General features: G+C 44.4%; 13 protein-coding genes and 1 pseudogene. 11 read left to right on the top strand and 3 right to left on the bottom strand.

What is annotated here, in order from left to right; translation table 11 throughout:
* Window positions 1-208 precede the first annotated feature (208 nt).
* Window positions 209-661, bottom strand: a complete 453-nt coding sequence (locus tag K1I80_RS05095; protein WP_049544232.1) for a universal stress protein — start codon at window positions 659-661, stop codon at window positions 209-211.
* A gap of 344 nt (window positions 662-1,005) precedes the next feature.
* Here K1I80_RS05095 and K1I80_RS05100 point away from each other — a divergent pair, with 344 nt between their 5' ends.
* The 10 genes from K1I80_RS05100 to K1I80_RS05145 all read left to right on the top strand — a co-directional run bounded on the left by K1I80_RS05100 (window position 1,006) and on the right by K1I80_RS05145 (window position 13,736).
* Entirely contained in the window at window positions 1,006-2,220 is a 1,215-nt protein-coding gene (locus K1I80_RS05100) for a pyridoxal phosphate-dependent aminotransferase (RefSeq protein ID WP_009659361.1), read from the top strand.
* Between the two features lie 321 nt (window positions 2,221-2,541).
* Complete coding sequence (locus tag K1I80_RS05105; RefSeq protein ID WP_223313188.1) at window positions 2,542-5,118, top strand: SEC10/PgrA surface exclusion domain-containing protein; 2,577 nt, start codon at window positions 2,542-2,544, stop codon at window positions 5,116-5,118.
* A gap of 201 nt (window positions 5,119-5,319) precedes the next feature.
* Window positions 5,320-6,108: a GTP-sensing pleiotropic transcriptional regulator CodY gene (gene codY, locus K1I80_RS05110; RefSeq protein ID WP_223313189.1), complete on the top strand. Its 789-nt coding sequence runs from the start codon at window positions 5,320-5,322 to the stop codon at window positions 6,106-6,108.
* Window positions 6,108-6,665 (top strand): cysteine hydrolase family protein, encoded by a 558-nt coding sequence (locus K1I80_RS05115; protein WP_223313190.1) that lies wholly within the window; start codon window positions 6,108-6,110, stop codon window positions 6,663-6,665. Before codY ends, K1I80_RS05115 begins: the two co-directional genes overlap by 1 nt.
* 311 nt (window positions 6,666-6,976) lie before the next feature.
* Window positions 6,977-8,713 (top strand): aspartate--tRNA ligase, encoded by a 1,737-nt coding sequence (aspS, locus tag K1I80_RS05120; RefSeq protein ID WP_223313191.1) that lies wholly within the window; start codon window positions 6,977-6,979, stop codon window positions 8,711-8,713.
* Window positions 8,714-8,916: 203 nt separating this feature from the next.
* The gene (gatC, locus tag K1I80_RS05125; protein ID WP_002896305.1) at window positions 8,917-9,219 is read left to right on the top strand and encodes an Asp-tRNA(Asn)/Glu-tRNA(Gln) amidotransferase subunit GatC; all 303 of its coding nucleotides are present in this window, start codon (window positions 8,917-8,919) and stop codon (window positions 9,217-9,219) included.
* A complete protein-coding gene (gene gatA / locus K1I80_RS05130) occupies window positions 9,219-10,685 on the top strand; it encodes an Asp-tRNA(Asn)/Glu-tRNA(Gln) amidotransferase subunit GatA (RefSeq protein WP_125381932.1) in 1,467 nt (488 codons plus the stop codon). Before gatC ends, gatA begins: the two co-directional genes overlap by 1 nt.
* Window positions 10,685-12,118 (top strand): Asp-tRNA(Asn)/Glu-tRNA(Gln) amidotransferase subunit GatB, encoded by a 1,434-nt coding sequence (gene gatB / locus K1I80_RS05135; RefSeq protein ID WP_223313192.1) that lies wholly within the window; start codon window positions 10,685-10,687, stop codon window positions 12,116-12,118. Before gatA ends, gatB begins: the two co-directional genes overlap by 1 nt.
* A gap of 93 nt (window positions 12,119-12,211) precedes the next feature.
* A complete protein-coding gene (locus K1I80_RS05140; protein WP_048772565.1) occupies window positions 12,212-12,568 on the top strand; it encodes a hypothetical protein in 357 nt (118 codons plus the stop codon).
* A 121-nt stretch (window positions 12,569-12,689) separates the two neighbouring features.
* Entirely contained in the window at window positions 12,690-13,736 is a 1,047-nt protein-coding gene (locus tag K1I80_RS05145) for a 2,3-butanediol dehydrogenase (RefSeq protein WP_223313193.1), read from the top strand.
* Window positions 13,737-13,840: 104 nt separating this feature from the next.
* Here the strand turns inward: K1I80_RS05145 and K1I80_RS05150 are convergent.
* Together K1I80_RS05150 and K1I80_RS05155 are read right to left on the bottom strand one after the other, a co-directional pair.
* Window positions 13,841-13,945 (bottom strand): annotated as a pseudogene (locus K1I80_RS05150) (transposase); the annotation flags it as partial.
* 69 nt (window positions 13,946-14,014) lie between these two features.
* Window positions 14,015-14,641, bottom strand: a complete 627-nt coding sequence (locus tag K1I80_RS05155) for a TVP38/TMEM64 family protein (RefSeq protein ID WP_223313194.1) — start codon at window positions 14,639-14,641, stop codon at window positions 14,015-14,017.
* Between the two features lie 134 nt (window positions 14,642-14,775).
* On the opposite strand from K1I80_RS05155, the gene K1I80_RS05160 reads away from it, so the two are divergent.
* Window positions 14,776-15,303 (top strand): YqeG family HAD IIIA-type phosphatase, encoded by a 528-nt coding sequence (locus K1I80_RS05160; protein WP_032907201.1) that lies wholly within the window; start codon window positions 14,776-14,778, stop codon window positions 15,301-15,303.
* Window positions 15,304-15,305: the final 2 nt, after the last annotated feature.

Here is a 15,305-nt window from a genome sequence, read left to right on the forward strand (position 1 = left end):
CTTTAAAATCACAAGATTTTGCTTATGAAAATAAATGGAAGAAAAAATGCACAGAGGGGAAGATACTTTTCCTGTGATTTTAGAAGATTAATCTAGTATAAAGAATTTAGGGTAGGATGCTTTCCTTGCCCTTTTCGTATCATAATCATCATCCCTCTCATAAACAAAAAAACTAGAGCAGATGTGTACTACACATCTGCTCTAGTTTTTATAAAGTTTTTTCTGGGTCTCTGACCACCAGCAAGTCAACCTTGGCATGACGCAGGATATATTCGGAGGAAGAGCCGACTAGCAGCCGTTCAAAGGCATTGAGACCGGTAGCACCGACCATGATCAGATCTACCTTGTGCTCTTCTGGGATATCTGTAGCCAAGAGAGTCTTGGGATTGCCCATCTCAATGACAATGTTAACATACTTGATACCGGATTTTTGAGCCTTTTCTTTCAGTTCTGCTGTCAGCTTTTTAGCATCTTCTTGTAAGTCCTCGTAGACATCTGCATCAAAGGTTGAGACACTTTGCAAAGCCCGGGTGTCAATGACGTGGGCGATGGTGAGACGAGAGCCGTTTCGGAGAGCTACGTTAACACCTTTTTCAAAGGCTAGTTCGGATTCGTGAGAACCGTCCACAGCAACCATAATGTTTTCATATTTCTGAGTCATAGAGCTACCTCCTTTAAAATGGTCGGCAAAGGACGTCGCATCATTCACAGAATGATTGGGCTGACCAAAAATCAATCAGTCCATAACGTCCGAGTGATTTGCAACTATTTTCTTGTTTCTATTGTAACCCTTTTCAGAAAAAAAGTAAAGATAAAATGGAAATGCTGTCAGAAAATTGCAAGCAGAAAAAGATTCCTTTACTTTGAGGAATTAGAAAAGGAATAGTGCTCTTTATCTTATAAATCGCTTCATAATCGCGTGAAAAGTGAGCTTATTTTTTTGTTGTCAATCGCTTTTTCTGGTGGTATAATGATAACATTCTGATGAATAGAGGAAAAATAAGAATGAAAGAATTTGACAAGTCCAGCAAGCTGGAACATGTTGCCTATGATATTCGCGGTCCGGTTTTGGATGAAGCTATGCGCATGCGGGCCAACGGTGAAAAGATTCTCCGCCTCAATACAGGAAATCCGGCTGAATTTGGTTTTACCGCTCCTGATGAGGTCATTCATGATTTGATTATGAATGCGCGTGACAGTGAGGGTTACTCTGACTCCAAGGGGATTTTTTCAGCCCGTAAGGCTATCATGCAGTACTGCCAGCTTAAGAATTTTCCTAATGTAGATATTGATGACATTTATCTGGGAAATGGTGTCAGCGAACTGATTGTCATGTCCATGCAGGGCTTGCTGGATGACGGGGACGAGGTGCTGGTACCAATGCCAGACTATCCACTCTGGACGGCTGCAGTCAGTCTGGCTGGTGGGAATGCTGTTCACTATGTTTGTGATGAGCAGGCAGAATGGTATCCAGATATTGACGATATCAAGTCAAAAATCACATCTAATACCAAGGCTATCATTATCATCAACCCTAACAATCCAACAGGGGCACTTTATCCTAAGGAACTGCTGCTGGAAATTGTGGAAATTGCTCGCCAAAATAATCTCATTATTTTTGCGGATGAAATTTATGACCGCATGGTGATGGATGGCAATGTCCATACGTCTGTGGCTAGTCTGGCTCCTGATATCTTCTGTGTCAGCATGAATGGTCTTTCCAAGTCGCACCGCATCGCAGGCTTCCGTGTTGGCTGGATGGTGCTATCTGGACCTAAGCACCATGTTAAGGGTTATATCGAAGGGTTAAACATGCTCTCCAATATGCGCCTGTGCTCCAATGTCTTGGCTCAACAGGTCGTCCAAACCTCACTTGGCGGTCACCAATCTGTGGATGAACTGCTTTTGCCAGGTGGTCGTATCTATGAACAGCGTAATTTCATCTATCAGGCTATTCAGGACATCCCGGGACTGTCAGCTGTAAAACCTAAAGCTGGTCTCTATATTTTCCCGAAAATTGACCGGAACATGTATCATATCGACGATGATGAGCAGTTTGTGCTCAATTTCCTCAAGCAGGAGAAAGTCCTTCTCGTTCATGGACGAGGCTTTAACTGGAAGGACCCAGATCATTTCCGCATCGTTTATCTGCCTCGAGTAGATGAGCTAGCTCAAATCCAAGAAAAAATGACGCGCTTCTTGCGCCAATATCGCCGTTAATAAGCGGATGCTACAAAAAGGCTGGACAAGGTTCCGGCCTTTTTCTTATCTATCTTACATATTTTTTAGTCCGATGGCTGTCTTTGAATTGCAAAAATAAAAAAACAAGATGCTCTGGAAAACGAATTTCAGGTCAATTGGTAAAAAATTATAGGTGATTTTACCAACATTTTTTAGGACTTTGTCCAACATTTTTTATGCATCTGTCTAAAAATGCTTAAAAAAATGTGTTAGCGTCTTCCTTCCAGAAGACAAACATGGTAGAATGTGTTTGTCAATGTTTTTAACAATGATGAAAAAGTGGAGGAGATTATATTGACAATGAAAAAGACACTTAGTGCTTTTTCTGTCAGTGCAGCGGCATTGTCTTTGGTGCTCGCAGAAGGAGTTCAGGCTGATCAATTAGTTGATAATCAGTCTTATTCTGATGCGCCCGTTAGTCAAAGCCAACCACAGGCAGAAAACACACAGAAGGATGAATCTGTTTCGAAAGAACAGGTAGACGCTGCTCAGGCTCTTGTACAAGAAGCCGACAGCAATGTTGCACAAGGGAAAGCTGATTTGGCTCAAGCTCAGGCAAATACTGCCGCAGCTCAAAGTCAGGTCGAGCAAGCACAAGCTGAAGCTAACCGGGCACAGGAGGCAGCTGATAAAGCTGGTCCGGAAGCTATTGAAACAGCTAAGCAAGAAGAGAGCAATCAAAAAGCTCAAGTGGACAGCAATAAGTCAGAACTGGCTAAAGCTGACCAAGCAACTAAGGCGGCTGAAGCTGAGCGCGATGCTCAGGCAGCCAAGACTAAAGAAGCTCAAGAGCAAGCGAAAGCTCAAGAAGGACGCCTTTTTGAAGCTCAAAATGACGTGAAGGAAGCTCAGGCCAGCCTAAGTGGGGACGCTACATCGAAGGCAGAAAAGAATGTGAAAGCAGCCCAAGATAAGGTGGCAGCTGACCAGTCTGCTGTTGAAACAGCTCAAGCAAAAGTAGCTACAGCTCGTCAGACTGACAGTCAGAAGCAGGCTGAGGTTGCAAAAGCTCAGACCAACCAGACTCAGGCTAAGATGGCTCGTGATGCTTCTCAAAAGAACTTGCAGGAAAAAACTGCTGCAGCTGAGAAGACTCAGTCAGACTTGAACCAAGCTCAACAGGCTTTGCAAAAGGCTCAAGCTGGAAAAATTACTACTGAAGCTTCTAGCAATAAAAACCGTGTGTCAATGACTCCGGAATACATTGCAGCCTTGAGAGAACTAATTGCACCGAATTTATCAGAGCAAAAAACTAATGAGATTCAAAATAGACTGGCTGCACTTAATGCCAGTGCTAAGGCTCTCAATCGTTATGTAGCGGATCCTACAGATAGCAAAGCTTTGATTGATACCAATAATATTCCACAGAATGTTCGTCAGGAACTTTCACAGTTTGCTTCAGAACTCATCAACCAGCTGCGCACTCAGATGGGAACAGGTGAAGTAGTTGTGACACCGTCATCAATTGATTTCGCTGATAAGGTGGCAACAGAATACCGCAAAGACAACTGGAACTGGGATTTGATGGAGAAATACCATCACGATGCTAAAGCAATTAACCGCGTAGCGCGTGAATATGGTTTAATGACCACAAGTGCTGAGCAAGAGAGCAAAGGTCTCCAGTATTATGAAAACGCTTATATTTGGAGAGAAAAAGCTGGCCAAATGAGTGTGGCTGAAATGAAGAGACGAATCTATGATTCCGTTGTTGAATTCATGTTTAATGGCTATGAATGGCTGCATGCTACATCTATCTCTGGTCTCAATACTGGTCGCCAGAAAAACTATCTGGGTGTTGATTTCTCAATGGAAAGCGACATCACTATGGCTCATTTCACCATGGTGTCAGAAGATCAAGTCAAATATGCCAGCAAAAAGAACTTCAATGCCAGCCCGATTACAGGCAAAGCTGCAACAGCAAAAGTAGATCCGCAGGAAGTAGCTCAGGCTCAAACTGCCTATGACGCTGCCTTCAAGGCCAATCAACTGGCTCTGGCATCTAAGGGAGTTGCTCAAACCACTTACAATCGGAAGGCCGCAGCCTTAGAGCAAGCCAACCAGCAACTGGCTCAGGTACAAGCTCAAGCAGGTGAGTCAGCAACTGCTCAGGCACAAGCAGCTCTTGCTGCAGCTCAAGAGAAGTTGGCAGCTGATCAAGCGGTTTTGGCAGCAGCACAAGCAGCCCTGCAAAATTCAAACTTGGATGACAAGACTAAAGCAGAAAAATTAACTCAGGCCCAAGAATCTCTGACTGCTGTTCAAGCGACAGTTGCCGCAGCTCAAGAAGCTCTAAAAACTGAATCAGATAAGTTGGCTCAGCTAGACGCAGCTTTGAATGCAGCAAAAGAAAGAAAGACTAATCTTGAAAAAGCTGTTACAGATGCTGAAGCAGCTTTGCAAATGGCTAAAGAGTCATTGTCAAATCTTGAAAATGCAGAAGAAAACTTGGAACAAGCTAAAACCAAACTAGCCGCAGCTCAGGCTGCTTACCAAGCAGCTCTTACAGCTCAAACAGATCAAGAAGCAAAAGTAGCAGTTTTAACTGCGGTTCAAGCACAAGCTAAGGCGACCTACGACTTGCTAGCTCAAACATATGCTGAGCAAAATAAGGAAGAAGATATTCGCTATTATCAGTCTGTTTTGGCTCACACAGAGGAGCGCTTCGCTCGCTCTCCGCTTACTAGACAAGCAGGAGATCCTCAGCATACAGCTCTTGGAACTACTGGAAATGCTAGCCCTATAAATCATAAACAGGCAGCTGCTTCAGGTCATGCCTTGCCTAAGACAGGGGAAAACTCTTCTTGGCTCATTCTTGCAGGCCAAATGCTTCTGCTCATGGCTATGAAATTGTTCTACAAGAAACGTTCTCTTGATTAGAAAGAACAAAATCAATCAAAAACAGTCAAATTCTTGACTGTTTTTTGTTTGATATGGCTTGATATATCAAGTCATATACTTGAAAAATTCTTTATTTTATAGAATTGTATGTAATTGTTTTTCAATAAAAAATTTTCAGATAATTATTGAAATTTCACTGCTTTTATGTTACAATGAAGCTAATAAATATGAGGTAAAAATATGGCCGATTTACTAGAAAAAACACGAAAAATTACGTCTATTCTGAAGCGCTCGGAAGAGCAGATGCAGGAAGATTTGCCCTATAATGCTATTACGCGTCAGTTGGCTGATATTATCCACTGCAATGCTTGCATTATCAATAGCAAGGGACGTCTTCTAGGCTATTTCATGCGATATAAGACCAATAATGACCGTGTGGAAGCTTTTTTCCAAGATAAGAATTTCCCAGAGGAGTATGTCCAAGAAGCCAATCTGATCTATGAAACGGAGGCTAATCTACCGGTTACGCATGATTTGACGATTTTTCCGGTAGAGACCAAGGATGATTTTCCAGATGGCCTGACTACCATTGCTCCCATTCATGTTTCAGGGATTCGTTTAGGGTCATTGATTATCTGGCGTAATGACAAGGAATTTGCGGACGATGATCTGATTTTGGTTGAGATTGCCAGCACAGTGGTTGGTATCCAGCTGCTTAACTTCCAGCGGGAAGAGGATGAGAAAAATATCCGCCGCCGGACGGCAGTGACCATGGCAGTCAATACCCTGTCTTACTCAGAACTGAGAGCTGTTTCAGCAATTTTGGGCGAGCTGAATGGCAATGAAGGCCAGCTGACTGCATCTGTCATTGCTGATCGCATTGGGATTACCCGCTCAGTGATTGTTAATGCCTTGCGCAAGCTGGAAAGTGCTGGGATTATTGAAAGCCGCTCGCTAGGGATGAAGGGAACTTATCTGAAAGTCCTGATTCCGGATGTCTTTGATGAAATTAAAAAGAGGGACTACTAATGGCTAAAGCACTGATTTCCATTGATTATACAGTTGATTTTGTCGCAGATGAGGGCAAGTTGACAGCAGGAGCGCCCGCTCAGGCAATTTCTGAAGCCATTGCTCAAGTGACAGAGGCAGCTTTTGACAGAGGCGATTATATCTTCTTTGCTATTGATGCCCATGATGAGAATGATTCCTTTCACCCTGAGAGTAAGCTGTTTCCACCTCACAATATCAAAGGGACCAGCGGTCGCAATCTTTATGGTCCTTTGGCTGATTTTTATGAGAAGTATCAAGCAGACTCTCGGGTCTTTTGGATGGATAAGCGCCATTATTCTGCTTTTTCTGGTACGGATTTAGATATCCGCCTGCGGGAAAGAAAGGTAGATACGGTTATTTTGACAGGGGTCTTGACGGATATTTGCGTCTTGCATACAGCGATTGATGCCTATAATCTTGGTTATCAGATTCAGGTGGTAGAGCCAGCTGTAGCTTCTCTGTCAGAGGAAAATCACAAATTTGCCTTAAACCACTTGCAAAATGTCCTGGGTTCGACTATAATAGATACAATTTAAGAGTAAAAGAGAAGCAGAGTAGGCTTGCTGACTTGCACAGAGAGTGCTGATAGCTGAGAGCAGCACCAAGAAAGCAAAAACCGAAGAACATGTTTCGTAATCTTTTGTGTGATTAAGCACAAACGTCGCTCACGTTACGAGCTCAGAGGCTGCCTTTTAGGGCGGCGAATAACAGTGGTACCACGGCTTTCGTCTGTTTTAGAGACGAAAGCTTTTTATTTTGCAGTAGGTCCAGTGAAGACGATGGGGAAATATAGTAAATATCCTGAACAACAGGGCGGAGCTACTAATTGATTTGAGAGGGAAAGAACATGAAAGAAATTTTTATCGGAAACTATGGTTTAGAACAGGTCGGACAGACCATGACCGCAACTGGCTGGGTGGCCAATATCCGAAATCACGGTAAGCTGGCCTTTATTGAATTGCGGGATCGCGAGGGATTGCTTCAGGTCTTTGTTGGCGGTGAGATTGAAGATTTTGCCAAGCTGGAAGACATTGGCAAAGAGGATGTCATCGCAGTGACTGGGCAAGTAGTTCAGCGGGAAGAGCGCTTTGTCAATAAGTCCATCAAGTCTGGTCAGGTTGAGCTGAGGGCAGAGAAGATTGAGGTTATTGCTAGCAGTAAGGCCCTGCCTTTTGAGCTGGACCAGCATGCCCATACAGGGGAAGACCTGCGTCAGAAATACCGCTACCTGGACTTGCGCCGTGAGAAGATGACACATAACCTCAAACTTCGTCACCAGGTCACCTCAACCATACGGGAATATTTGAACGGTTTGGACTTTTTGGAAGTGGAGACGCCTTATCTGACCAAGTCAACACCAGAAGGGGCTAGGGATTTCTTAGTTCCTAGTCGGGTCTTTAAAAATCAGTTCTACGCTTTGCCACAGAGCCCGCAGATGCTCAAGCAGTTGCTGATGGGAGCTGGCCTCGAGCGCTATTATCAGATTGTTCGATGCTTCCGTGACGAAGACCTGCGGGGGGATCGCCAGCCAGAGTTTACCCAGGTGGATCTGGAGCTGAGTTTTGCCAGTGAGGAAGAAATCCGAGCTTTGGTTGAAGCTATGCTCAAGGCTGTTGTTAAGAAAACTCATGGTTTAGAGTTGACAGAAGATTTTCTGACTATCAGCTATGAAGAGGCTATGAGCCGCTTTGGTTCTGATAAGCCAGATACGCGCTTTGGTTTAGAGCTAAAGAGTTTGACGGATTTGTGTCAGTCCAATGATTCGCTGCTCATCAAGAAAGCCTTGGATAATCAAGAGGAAGTGATGGGAATTTGTGTGCCAGATGCGGCTAGTGCTTTTAGTAAGAAACAACTGAGTCACTACTATCAGGAAATGAAGGAATTTGGTTGCAGTCGTTTTGCCAATCTAAAGGTTGAAAATGGCCAGTTGGTTGGGGATTTGGCTAGTACCTTTGAGGCTGAGAGTCAGGATTTACTAGCACGTTTTGAGGCCAAGGATGGAGATTTGATTCTGCTAGTCATGGCCAAGAAGCGTCGGGCTCAGGAAGCTTTGGGACATCTGCGTATAGAAGTCGCAAAAGCTTTAGATTTGATTGACCCGAGTCTGCTTCATTTCCTCTGGGTTGTGGATTGGCCGCTGCTGGAGTGGAATGAAGACCAAAATCGCTATCAAGCCATGCACCATCCTTTCACACAGGGGATTTTTGAAGATGGACAGGAGCCAGACCAATTCCGCAGCCATGCCTACGACATCGTCTTGAATGGCTATGAAATTGGCGGTGGGAGTCTGCGGATTCATGACCGGAAGGCTCAGGAAGCTATGTTTGAGCTTTTAGGCATGAGCCGAGAAGACTATGAACGGGGCTTTGGTTTCTTCCTGGAAGCCTTAGAATACGGCTTCCCACCACACGGCGGCTTGGCTCTGGGCTTAGATCGCTTGGTTATGATTTTGGCTGGGGAAGAAAATATCCGCCAAGTCATCGCTTTTCCAAAAAATGGTACTGGCTTTGACCCTATGCTGGAAAGTCCGAGTTTGGTTGACCAAAGACAGCTCAAAGAACTGCATTTGGAATTGAAGAATTAGCCTGAAATATGGTAAAATGAAATGATGCGAATTCCTGAAGAATGGCAGGAAGAAGCTGAAGAAAAGAGCTAGCGGATGGCAAATAAATGAGCGTCCCTAGCTTGTCAAAGTAAAGGTGAGCTGAAGCTTGGAAATAAAGATATCATCTAGAAATTGTTATTTTTAGTCGCTAAAGCTCACATATCTTATGAAAGGAATCAGAGATGAAGATTACTCAAGAAGAAGTAAGTCACGTTGCTAAGCTGTCAAAACTGGCTTTCTCACCAGAAGAAACGGCTGAGTTTGCGACGACCTTAACCAAGATTGTCGACATGGTCGAATTACTCAATGAAGTGGACACAGAGGGTGTGCCTTTCACTTCCAATGTAGCTGCCAATATCAACTATATGCGAGAAGATGTGGCTCAGCCAGGCTGGAACCGGGAAGAGCTTTTCCAAAATGTACCTGAAAAAGAGCGGGGCTACATCAAAGTGCCTGCCATCCTAGATGACGGAGGAGATGCCTAATGACTTTTAATCACAAGACCATTGAAGAACTGCATGACTTGCTGGTCAAGAAAGAAATTTCTGCGGTAGAGTTAACTCAGGCGACTTTGGCAGACATCAAAGAACGTGAAGCAGCTGTGGACAGCTTCATTACTGTCAGCGAAGAGGAGGCTTTGGCTCAGGCTGCGGCTCTAGATGCTAAGGGCATTGATGCTGACAATCTTATGAGCGGCATTCCACTGGCAGTTAAGGACAATATCTCAACCAAGGGAATGTTGACGACGGCTGCTTCTAAGATACTCTACAATTACAAGCCGATTTTCGATGCGACTAGCGTAGAGAAGCTTTACGGTAAGGACATGATTATCGTCGGGAAGACCAACATGGACGAGTTCGCCATGGGGGGCTCCAGCGAAAACTCTTACTTTAAGACGACTAAGAATGCTTGGGACAGTAGCAAGGTTCCTGGTGGATCATCTGGTGGTTCAGCAACAGCTGTTGCCTCTGGTCAGGTCCGTCTGTCACTGGGTTCAGATACGGGTGGTTCTATTCGTCAGCCGGCTTCCTTTAACGGTGTAGTTGGTCTCAAGCCAACCTACGGCCGGGTTTCGCGTTTTGGTCTCATTGCTTTTGGTTCTTCTTTAGACCAGATTGGGCCTTTCTCTCAGACAGTTAAGGAAAATGCTCAACTTCTGAATGTTATTTCTGGTAATGATCCTAAGGATTCGACATCATCACAAGAGGAAGTGCCAGACTTTACCAGCAAGATTGGCCAAGACATTAAGGGCATGAAGATTGCCTTGCCTAAGGAATACATGGGTGAGGGAATTGACAGCAAGGTCAAGGAAACGATTCTGGCAGCGGCGAAGCACTTGGAAAGTCTAGGAGCCATCGTTGAAGAAGTCAGCCTGCCCCACAGCAAGTACGGCGTGGCTGTTTACTATATCATTGCTTCCTCTGAGGCTAGCTCTAACCTGCAGCGTTTTGATGGTATTCGCTATGGCTACCGCGCAGAAGGCATTGAAAATCTAGAAGATGTCTATGTCAAATCTCGCAGTGAAGGCTTTGGTGAAGAGGTGAAACGCCGCATCATGCTGGGAACTTTCAGTTTGTCATCTGGTTACTACGATGCCTACTTCAAAAAAGCTGGTCAGGTTCGGACCTTGATTATGCAGGATTTTGCCAAGGTATTTGAAAAATATGATTTGATTTTAGGCCCAACTGCACCAACTGTAGCTTATGACTTGGGCAGTCAAAACCAAGATCCAGTGGCCATGTATCTGGCTGACCTTTTAACCATTCCAGTCAATCTGGCTGGCCTGCCTGGAATTTCAATCCCAGCCGGCTTTGCAGATGGTCTTCCAGTTGGCTTGCAGCTGATTGGGAACCACTTTGATGAAGCGACCATCTATCAGGCAGCCGCAGCATTTGAAGCGACGACTGACTATCACAAACAGCAGCCAGTTATCTTTGGAGGTGAAAAATAATGAACTTTGAAACAGTTATCGGACTGGAAGTCCATGTTGAATTGAAGACCAATTCAAAAATTTTCTCACCGGCTCCAGCTCACTTCGGTGAAGATCCCAATGCCAACACCAATATCATTGACTGGTCCTTCCCAGGTGTTCTGCCTGTTATGAATAAAGGTGTTATCGACTATGGTATCAAGGCTGCTCTGGCTTTGAACATGGATATTCACCAAAAGATGCACTTTGACCGCAAGAATTACTTCTATCCGGACAATCCCAAAGCCTATCAAATTTCTCAGTTTGATGAGCCGATTGGCTACAATGGCTGGATTGAAATTGAGCTAGAAGACGGTACAACCAAAAAAATCCGTATCGAGCGGGCCCACTTGGAAGAAGATGCCGGAAAGAATACCCACGGTAGTGACGGCTATTCTTATGTGGACCTCAACCGCCAAGGAGTGCCACTGATTGAGATTGTATCCGAAGCAGATATGCGCAGTCCAGAAGAAGCTTATGCCTATCTGACTGCCCTCAAGGAAATCATCCAGTACACTGGGATCTCTGATGTCAAGATGGAAGAGGGCTCCATGCGGGTCGATGCCAATATTTCCATCCGTCCTTACGGGCAGGAAGAGTTTGGTACTAAGACTGAGCTGAAAAACCTCAACTCCTTCAACTTTGTTCGTAAGGGTCTAGCATTTGAGGAAAAACGCCAAGCAGAAATCCTACGCAGCGGTGGCCAAATCCGTCAGGAAACCCGTCGTTATGACGAAGCGACTGGTGAAACCCTACTTATGCGGGTTAAGGAAGGTTCAGCTGATTACCGTTACTTCCCTGAGCCTGATCTACCTATCTTTGAGATTGAAGAGGCTTGGATTGAGCAAGTACGCAGTAGCCTGCCAGCCTTTCCAAAAGAGCGCCGGGCTAAGTATGTGGGCGATTACGGTCTGTCTGACTACGATGCTAAGCAGTTGACAGCGACGAAAGCAGTTTCAGATTTCTTTGAAGCAGCTCTTGCCGCAGGAGGTGACGCTAAGGCTGTCTCTAACTGGCTCCAAGGAGAAGTGGCTCAATACCTCAATGCCGAAGGCAAGACTATCTCTGATATTGAGCTGACACCTGAGAACCTGACTGAGATGATTGCTCTGATTGCAGACGGAACGATTTCTTCTAAGATTGCTAAGAAGGTCTTTGTCCATCTAGCTAAAAACGGTGGCTCTGCCAAGGAATATGTGCAGAAAGCAGGCCTGATTCAAATCTCAGACCCAGCCCAGCTTCTTCCAATCATCCAAGAAGTATTTGCCAACAATGAAAAAGCTATTAATGACTATAAGGGCGGCAATAAGAATGCGGCTAAATCCCTGATCGGTCAATTGATGAAGGCTACTAAGGGGCAAGCCAACCCACAAGTAGCGCAAAAACTGCTTAATGAAGAGTTGGAGAAATTATAGAAATAAGTAGAAAACCAGTCGTGAGGCTGGTTTTTAATCTTTTCTTTAGCCATTAGTTATGTTAAAATAATTAAAAAAACAAAGGAGTCTTTTATGTCGGAAATCAAAGTGAAACGTGGGACAGGTTTTGTTGGAATTATTGGAAAGTTTCCAATCTTTATTAATGATCAGAAAGTGGGCGCAATTAAGAATGGTGATGAGGCTGTCTTCCCTATTGAGGGGGAAGAAGCTGTTGTTCGTGTAGGAGCAGCTCCTATGAAAACCAAGCCAGTAACAGTTAAAGCAGGACAAACCTTGCTGATTGAAACTAATTTTACTAATTTTTCCGTTTATTTAGTAACTTTAGTGGTTGCGCTTCTATTTGGCGGATGGCTTCGTGTGATTCTCTTGATTCTTTGTATTAGCTTCCTCTTCCTTCTGCCTTTTTATACTGCTAGAATTGCAGAATAAGTCTATGACCAGCTGATGCTGGTTTTTTGTATGCTATTTTTTGAAAATGTAGCTAATCTTTTGACAAGATTTTTGAAAGGGTTTACAATAAAGCTAACAAATTATAAAGTGAGGTATGTTTATGGCAAAAATGAATGCTGCGCGTTGGTATGGCGCTAAAGATGTTCGTATTGAAGAAGTGGATGTACCAGAAGTCAAACCACATCAGGTCAAGATTGCGGTCAAGTTCACAGGAATCTGTGGAACTGACTTGCATGAATATCTGGACGGACCGATTTTTATACCGACGGAAACTGAGCATGTCTACTCTGGCCAGAAAGCGCCTGTAACTTTGGGACATGAGTTTGCTGGGGAAATTGTTGAGGTTGGCAGTGCTGTGACACGGGTCAAAGTTGGCGACCGGGTGACAGTTGAGCCCATTTTAGCTAAGCATAATCTTGTCGGTGATTATAATCTGGACCCTAATCTAAACTTTGTCGGTTTGGCGGCAGACGGCGGTTTTGCCAAATACTGTGTTTTGGACGGAGACATTGTTCACAAAGTTCCAGACAGCCTTAGCTATGAGCAGGCTGCCTTGACCGAACCTGCTGCTGTGGCTGTTTATGCAGTTCGTCAGTCAGCTCTTAAGACGGGCGATACCGCAGTTGTCTTCGGTTTGGGGCCAATCGGGCTCTTGATTATTGAGGCTTTGCGGGCAGCCGGTGCCTCTAAGATTTATGGAGTTGAATTATCTCCAGAACGCCAAGCCAAGGCAGAGGAGCTTGGGGCCATCATTGTGCGACCAGAAGAAGGTGAAGATGTGGTAGCTGCTGTTCAGCGTTTAACTGGTGGCGGGGCAGATGTGTCTTATGAAGTGACTGGGGTGCCGGTTGTGCTGGGACAAGCTTTAGCTGCTGTCCACAAGGCCGGAGAATGTATGGTGGTTTCTATCTGGGAACGAGAAGCTAGCATCAACCCTAATGAATTTGCCATTCAAGAAAAATCGCTTAAGGGTATTATCGCCTATCGGCATATTTTCCCTAAGGTGCTGGAGCTGATGGAGCAGGGTTATTTCTCTGCTGACAAGCTTGTGACCAAGAAGATTAAGCTAGAGGATATTGTGCAAGAAGGCTTTATCGAGCTGACTCAGGACAAGGCTCAGATCAAGATTTTGGTATCGCCAGAATAAAATCTTTGCTTAATCATGAGACGAAAATCAGTCAAAACTGGCTGATTTTTCTTTATGGATTGTGCTGTAATAAGTAAAGATTTAGAAAGAGGTTGGGATGTCAAAAGTTTTGAAAGGTTCATTTCATATTTTTCTGAAAGTCGCTTTAAGCTGATTCCTTGTTTTCTTAGTTCATAGATTCGAACTTTATCCTCATAAGTTAATTTCATTTAAAAACACCCCAAAAGTTAGATTTTTTCTGTCTAACTTTTGGGGTGCGGTTCATATAAGACTTCTTTTTATTTGGAGACCATTTTCCAGAAAAAATCAATGATATAGGTCAATCCGTAGGTATAGATGACGAGAGTGATAGGCTTGCAGAGAAGGATAATCAACATGTATTTTTTGAAAGTCATCTTGGTCAGGGCGGCCAGCATGCAGAGAAAGTCGGCTGGACTGATGGGCCAAATCATCATGAAGATAAAGAAGCGCTCAAAGCGGTTGCCCTTATCCAGCCAGCCGATATATTTATCATAAGTACGCTTGCTGACGACAGACTGAACAAAAGCCGGACCGTAGGTGCGCACCAGGTGAAATATAATGGCGCAGCCAATGACAATACCGATATAGTTATAAATGGTGCCGACAATATGACCGTAGATGAAAACACCGGCAACAGAGGTCAGGGCGCCAGGGATAATGGGCACTACCGTCTGCAGAATCTGTAGCAAGATAAAGAGGGGTGGACCCCAAATGCCCGCCTGCTGGATAAAGGCTGAGAGAGTTTCCTTGGACTGGAGGATGCCAGCGAAATAGGCCCAGATGCAAAAAGCCACCGTTCCTAAAGCTCCAATGGCGGACGACCAGTTGATAATCTTTTGCAAAAGAGGAGAAACAGCCTGCATCTGCCTGTTTTTTTCTGCCATACAAACCTCCAGGATATTTATACTATCACTACTATAATATCATCTTTTTTCCTTTTTGTAACACTTGAGGCTATAAGTGCCAAAAAGCCCATTTTATGCTATAATAATGAGAATACGAATTTTTGGAGAGAGATGTGGCGATTGAAGATTATATGCCGGACTTTGCGGTCGAGGCAGTTTACGATTTGACAGTAGAGAGTTTGAAAAGACAGGGGATCAAAGCGGTTTTGGTGGATTTGGATAATACCCTGATTGCTTGGAATAATCCTGACGGGACCCCAGAGATGAAGAAGTGGCTCCATGATTTGCGGGATGCAGGCATTCGGATTATCGTGGTGTCCAATAATAACCAAAAACGGGTCAAGCGAGCTGTTGAAAAGTTTGACATTGACTATGTCTACTGGGCCATGAAACCCTTCACTTGGGGAATTGACCGGGCGCTCAAGCTTTTTCATTTTAAAAAAAAGGAAGTGGTCATGGTGGGCGACCAGCTCATGACGGATATTCGAGCTGCTCATCGGGCCGGAATTCGTTCGATTTTGGTTAAACCACTGGTTGAGCATGATTCTATCAAGACCCAGATCAATCGGGCGCGTGAACGCCGTGTGCTCAAAAAAATCACTGAAAAATACGGTCCAATTCAATACAAAAAAGGAATTTAAGC

Source organism: Streptococcus sanguinis, from assembly GCF_019929225.1.
Taxonomy (GTDB): Bacteria; Bacillota; Bacilli; order Lactobacillales; family Streptococcaceae; genus Streptococcus; species Streptococcus sanguinis_J.

Coding starts and splice junctions, on each gene's coding strand:
- K1I80_RS05095 (WP_049544232.1), bottom strand. CDS start 661: ATGACTCAGAAATATGAAAACATTATGGTTGCTGTGGACGGTTCTCAC.
- K1I80_RS05140 (WP_048772565.1), top strand. CDS start 12,212: ATGTCGGAAATCAAAGTGAAACGTGGGACAGGTTTTGTTGGAATTATT.
- aspS (WP_223313191.1), top strand. CDS start 6,977: ATGAAAGAAATTTTTATCGGAAACTATGGTTTAGAACAGGTCGGACAG.
- K1I80_RS05115 (WP_223313190.1), top strand. CDS start 6,108: ATGGCTAAAGCACTGATTTCCATTGATTATACAGTTGATTTTGTCGCA.
- K1I80_RS05145 (WP_223313193.1), top strand. CDS start 12,690: ATGGCAAAAATGAATGCTGCGCGTTGGTATGGCGCTAAAGATGTTCGT.
- gatA (WP_125381932.1), top strand. CDS start 9,219: ATGACTTTTAATCACAAGACCATTGAAGAACTGCATGACTTGCTGGTC.
- K1I80_RS05105 (WP_223313188.1), top strand. CDS start 2,542: ATGAAAAAGACACTTAGTGCTTTTTCTGTCAGTGCAGCGGCATTGTCT.
- gatC (WP_002896305.1), top strand. CDS start 8,917: ATGAAGATTACTCAAGAAGAAGTAAGTCACGTTGCTAAGCTGTCAAAA.
- K1I80_RS05100 (WP_009659361.1), top strand. CDS start 1,006: ATGAAAGAATTTGACAAGTCCAGCAAGCTGGAACATGTTGCCTATGAT.
- codY (WP_223313189.1), top strand. CDS start 5,320: ATGGCCGATTTACTAGAAAAAACACGAAAAATTACGTCTATTCTGAAG.
- gatB (WP_223313192.1), top strand. CDS start 10,685: ATGAACTTTGAAACAGTTATCGGACTGGAAGTCCATGTTGAATTGAAG.
- K1I80_RS05155 (WP_223313194.1), bottom strand. CDS start 14,641: ATGGCAGAAAAAAACAGGCAGATGCAGGCTGTTTCTCCTCTTTTGCAA.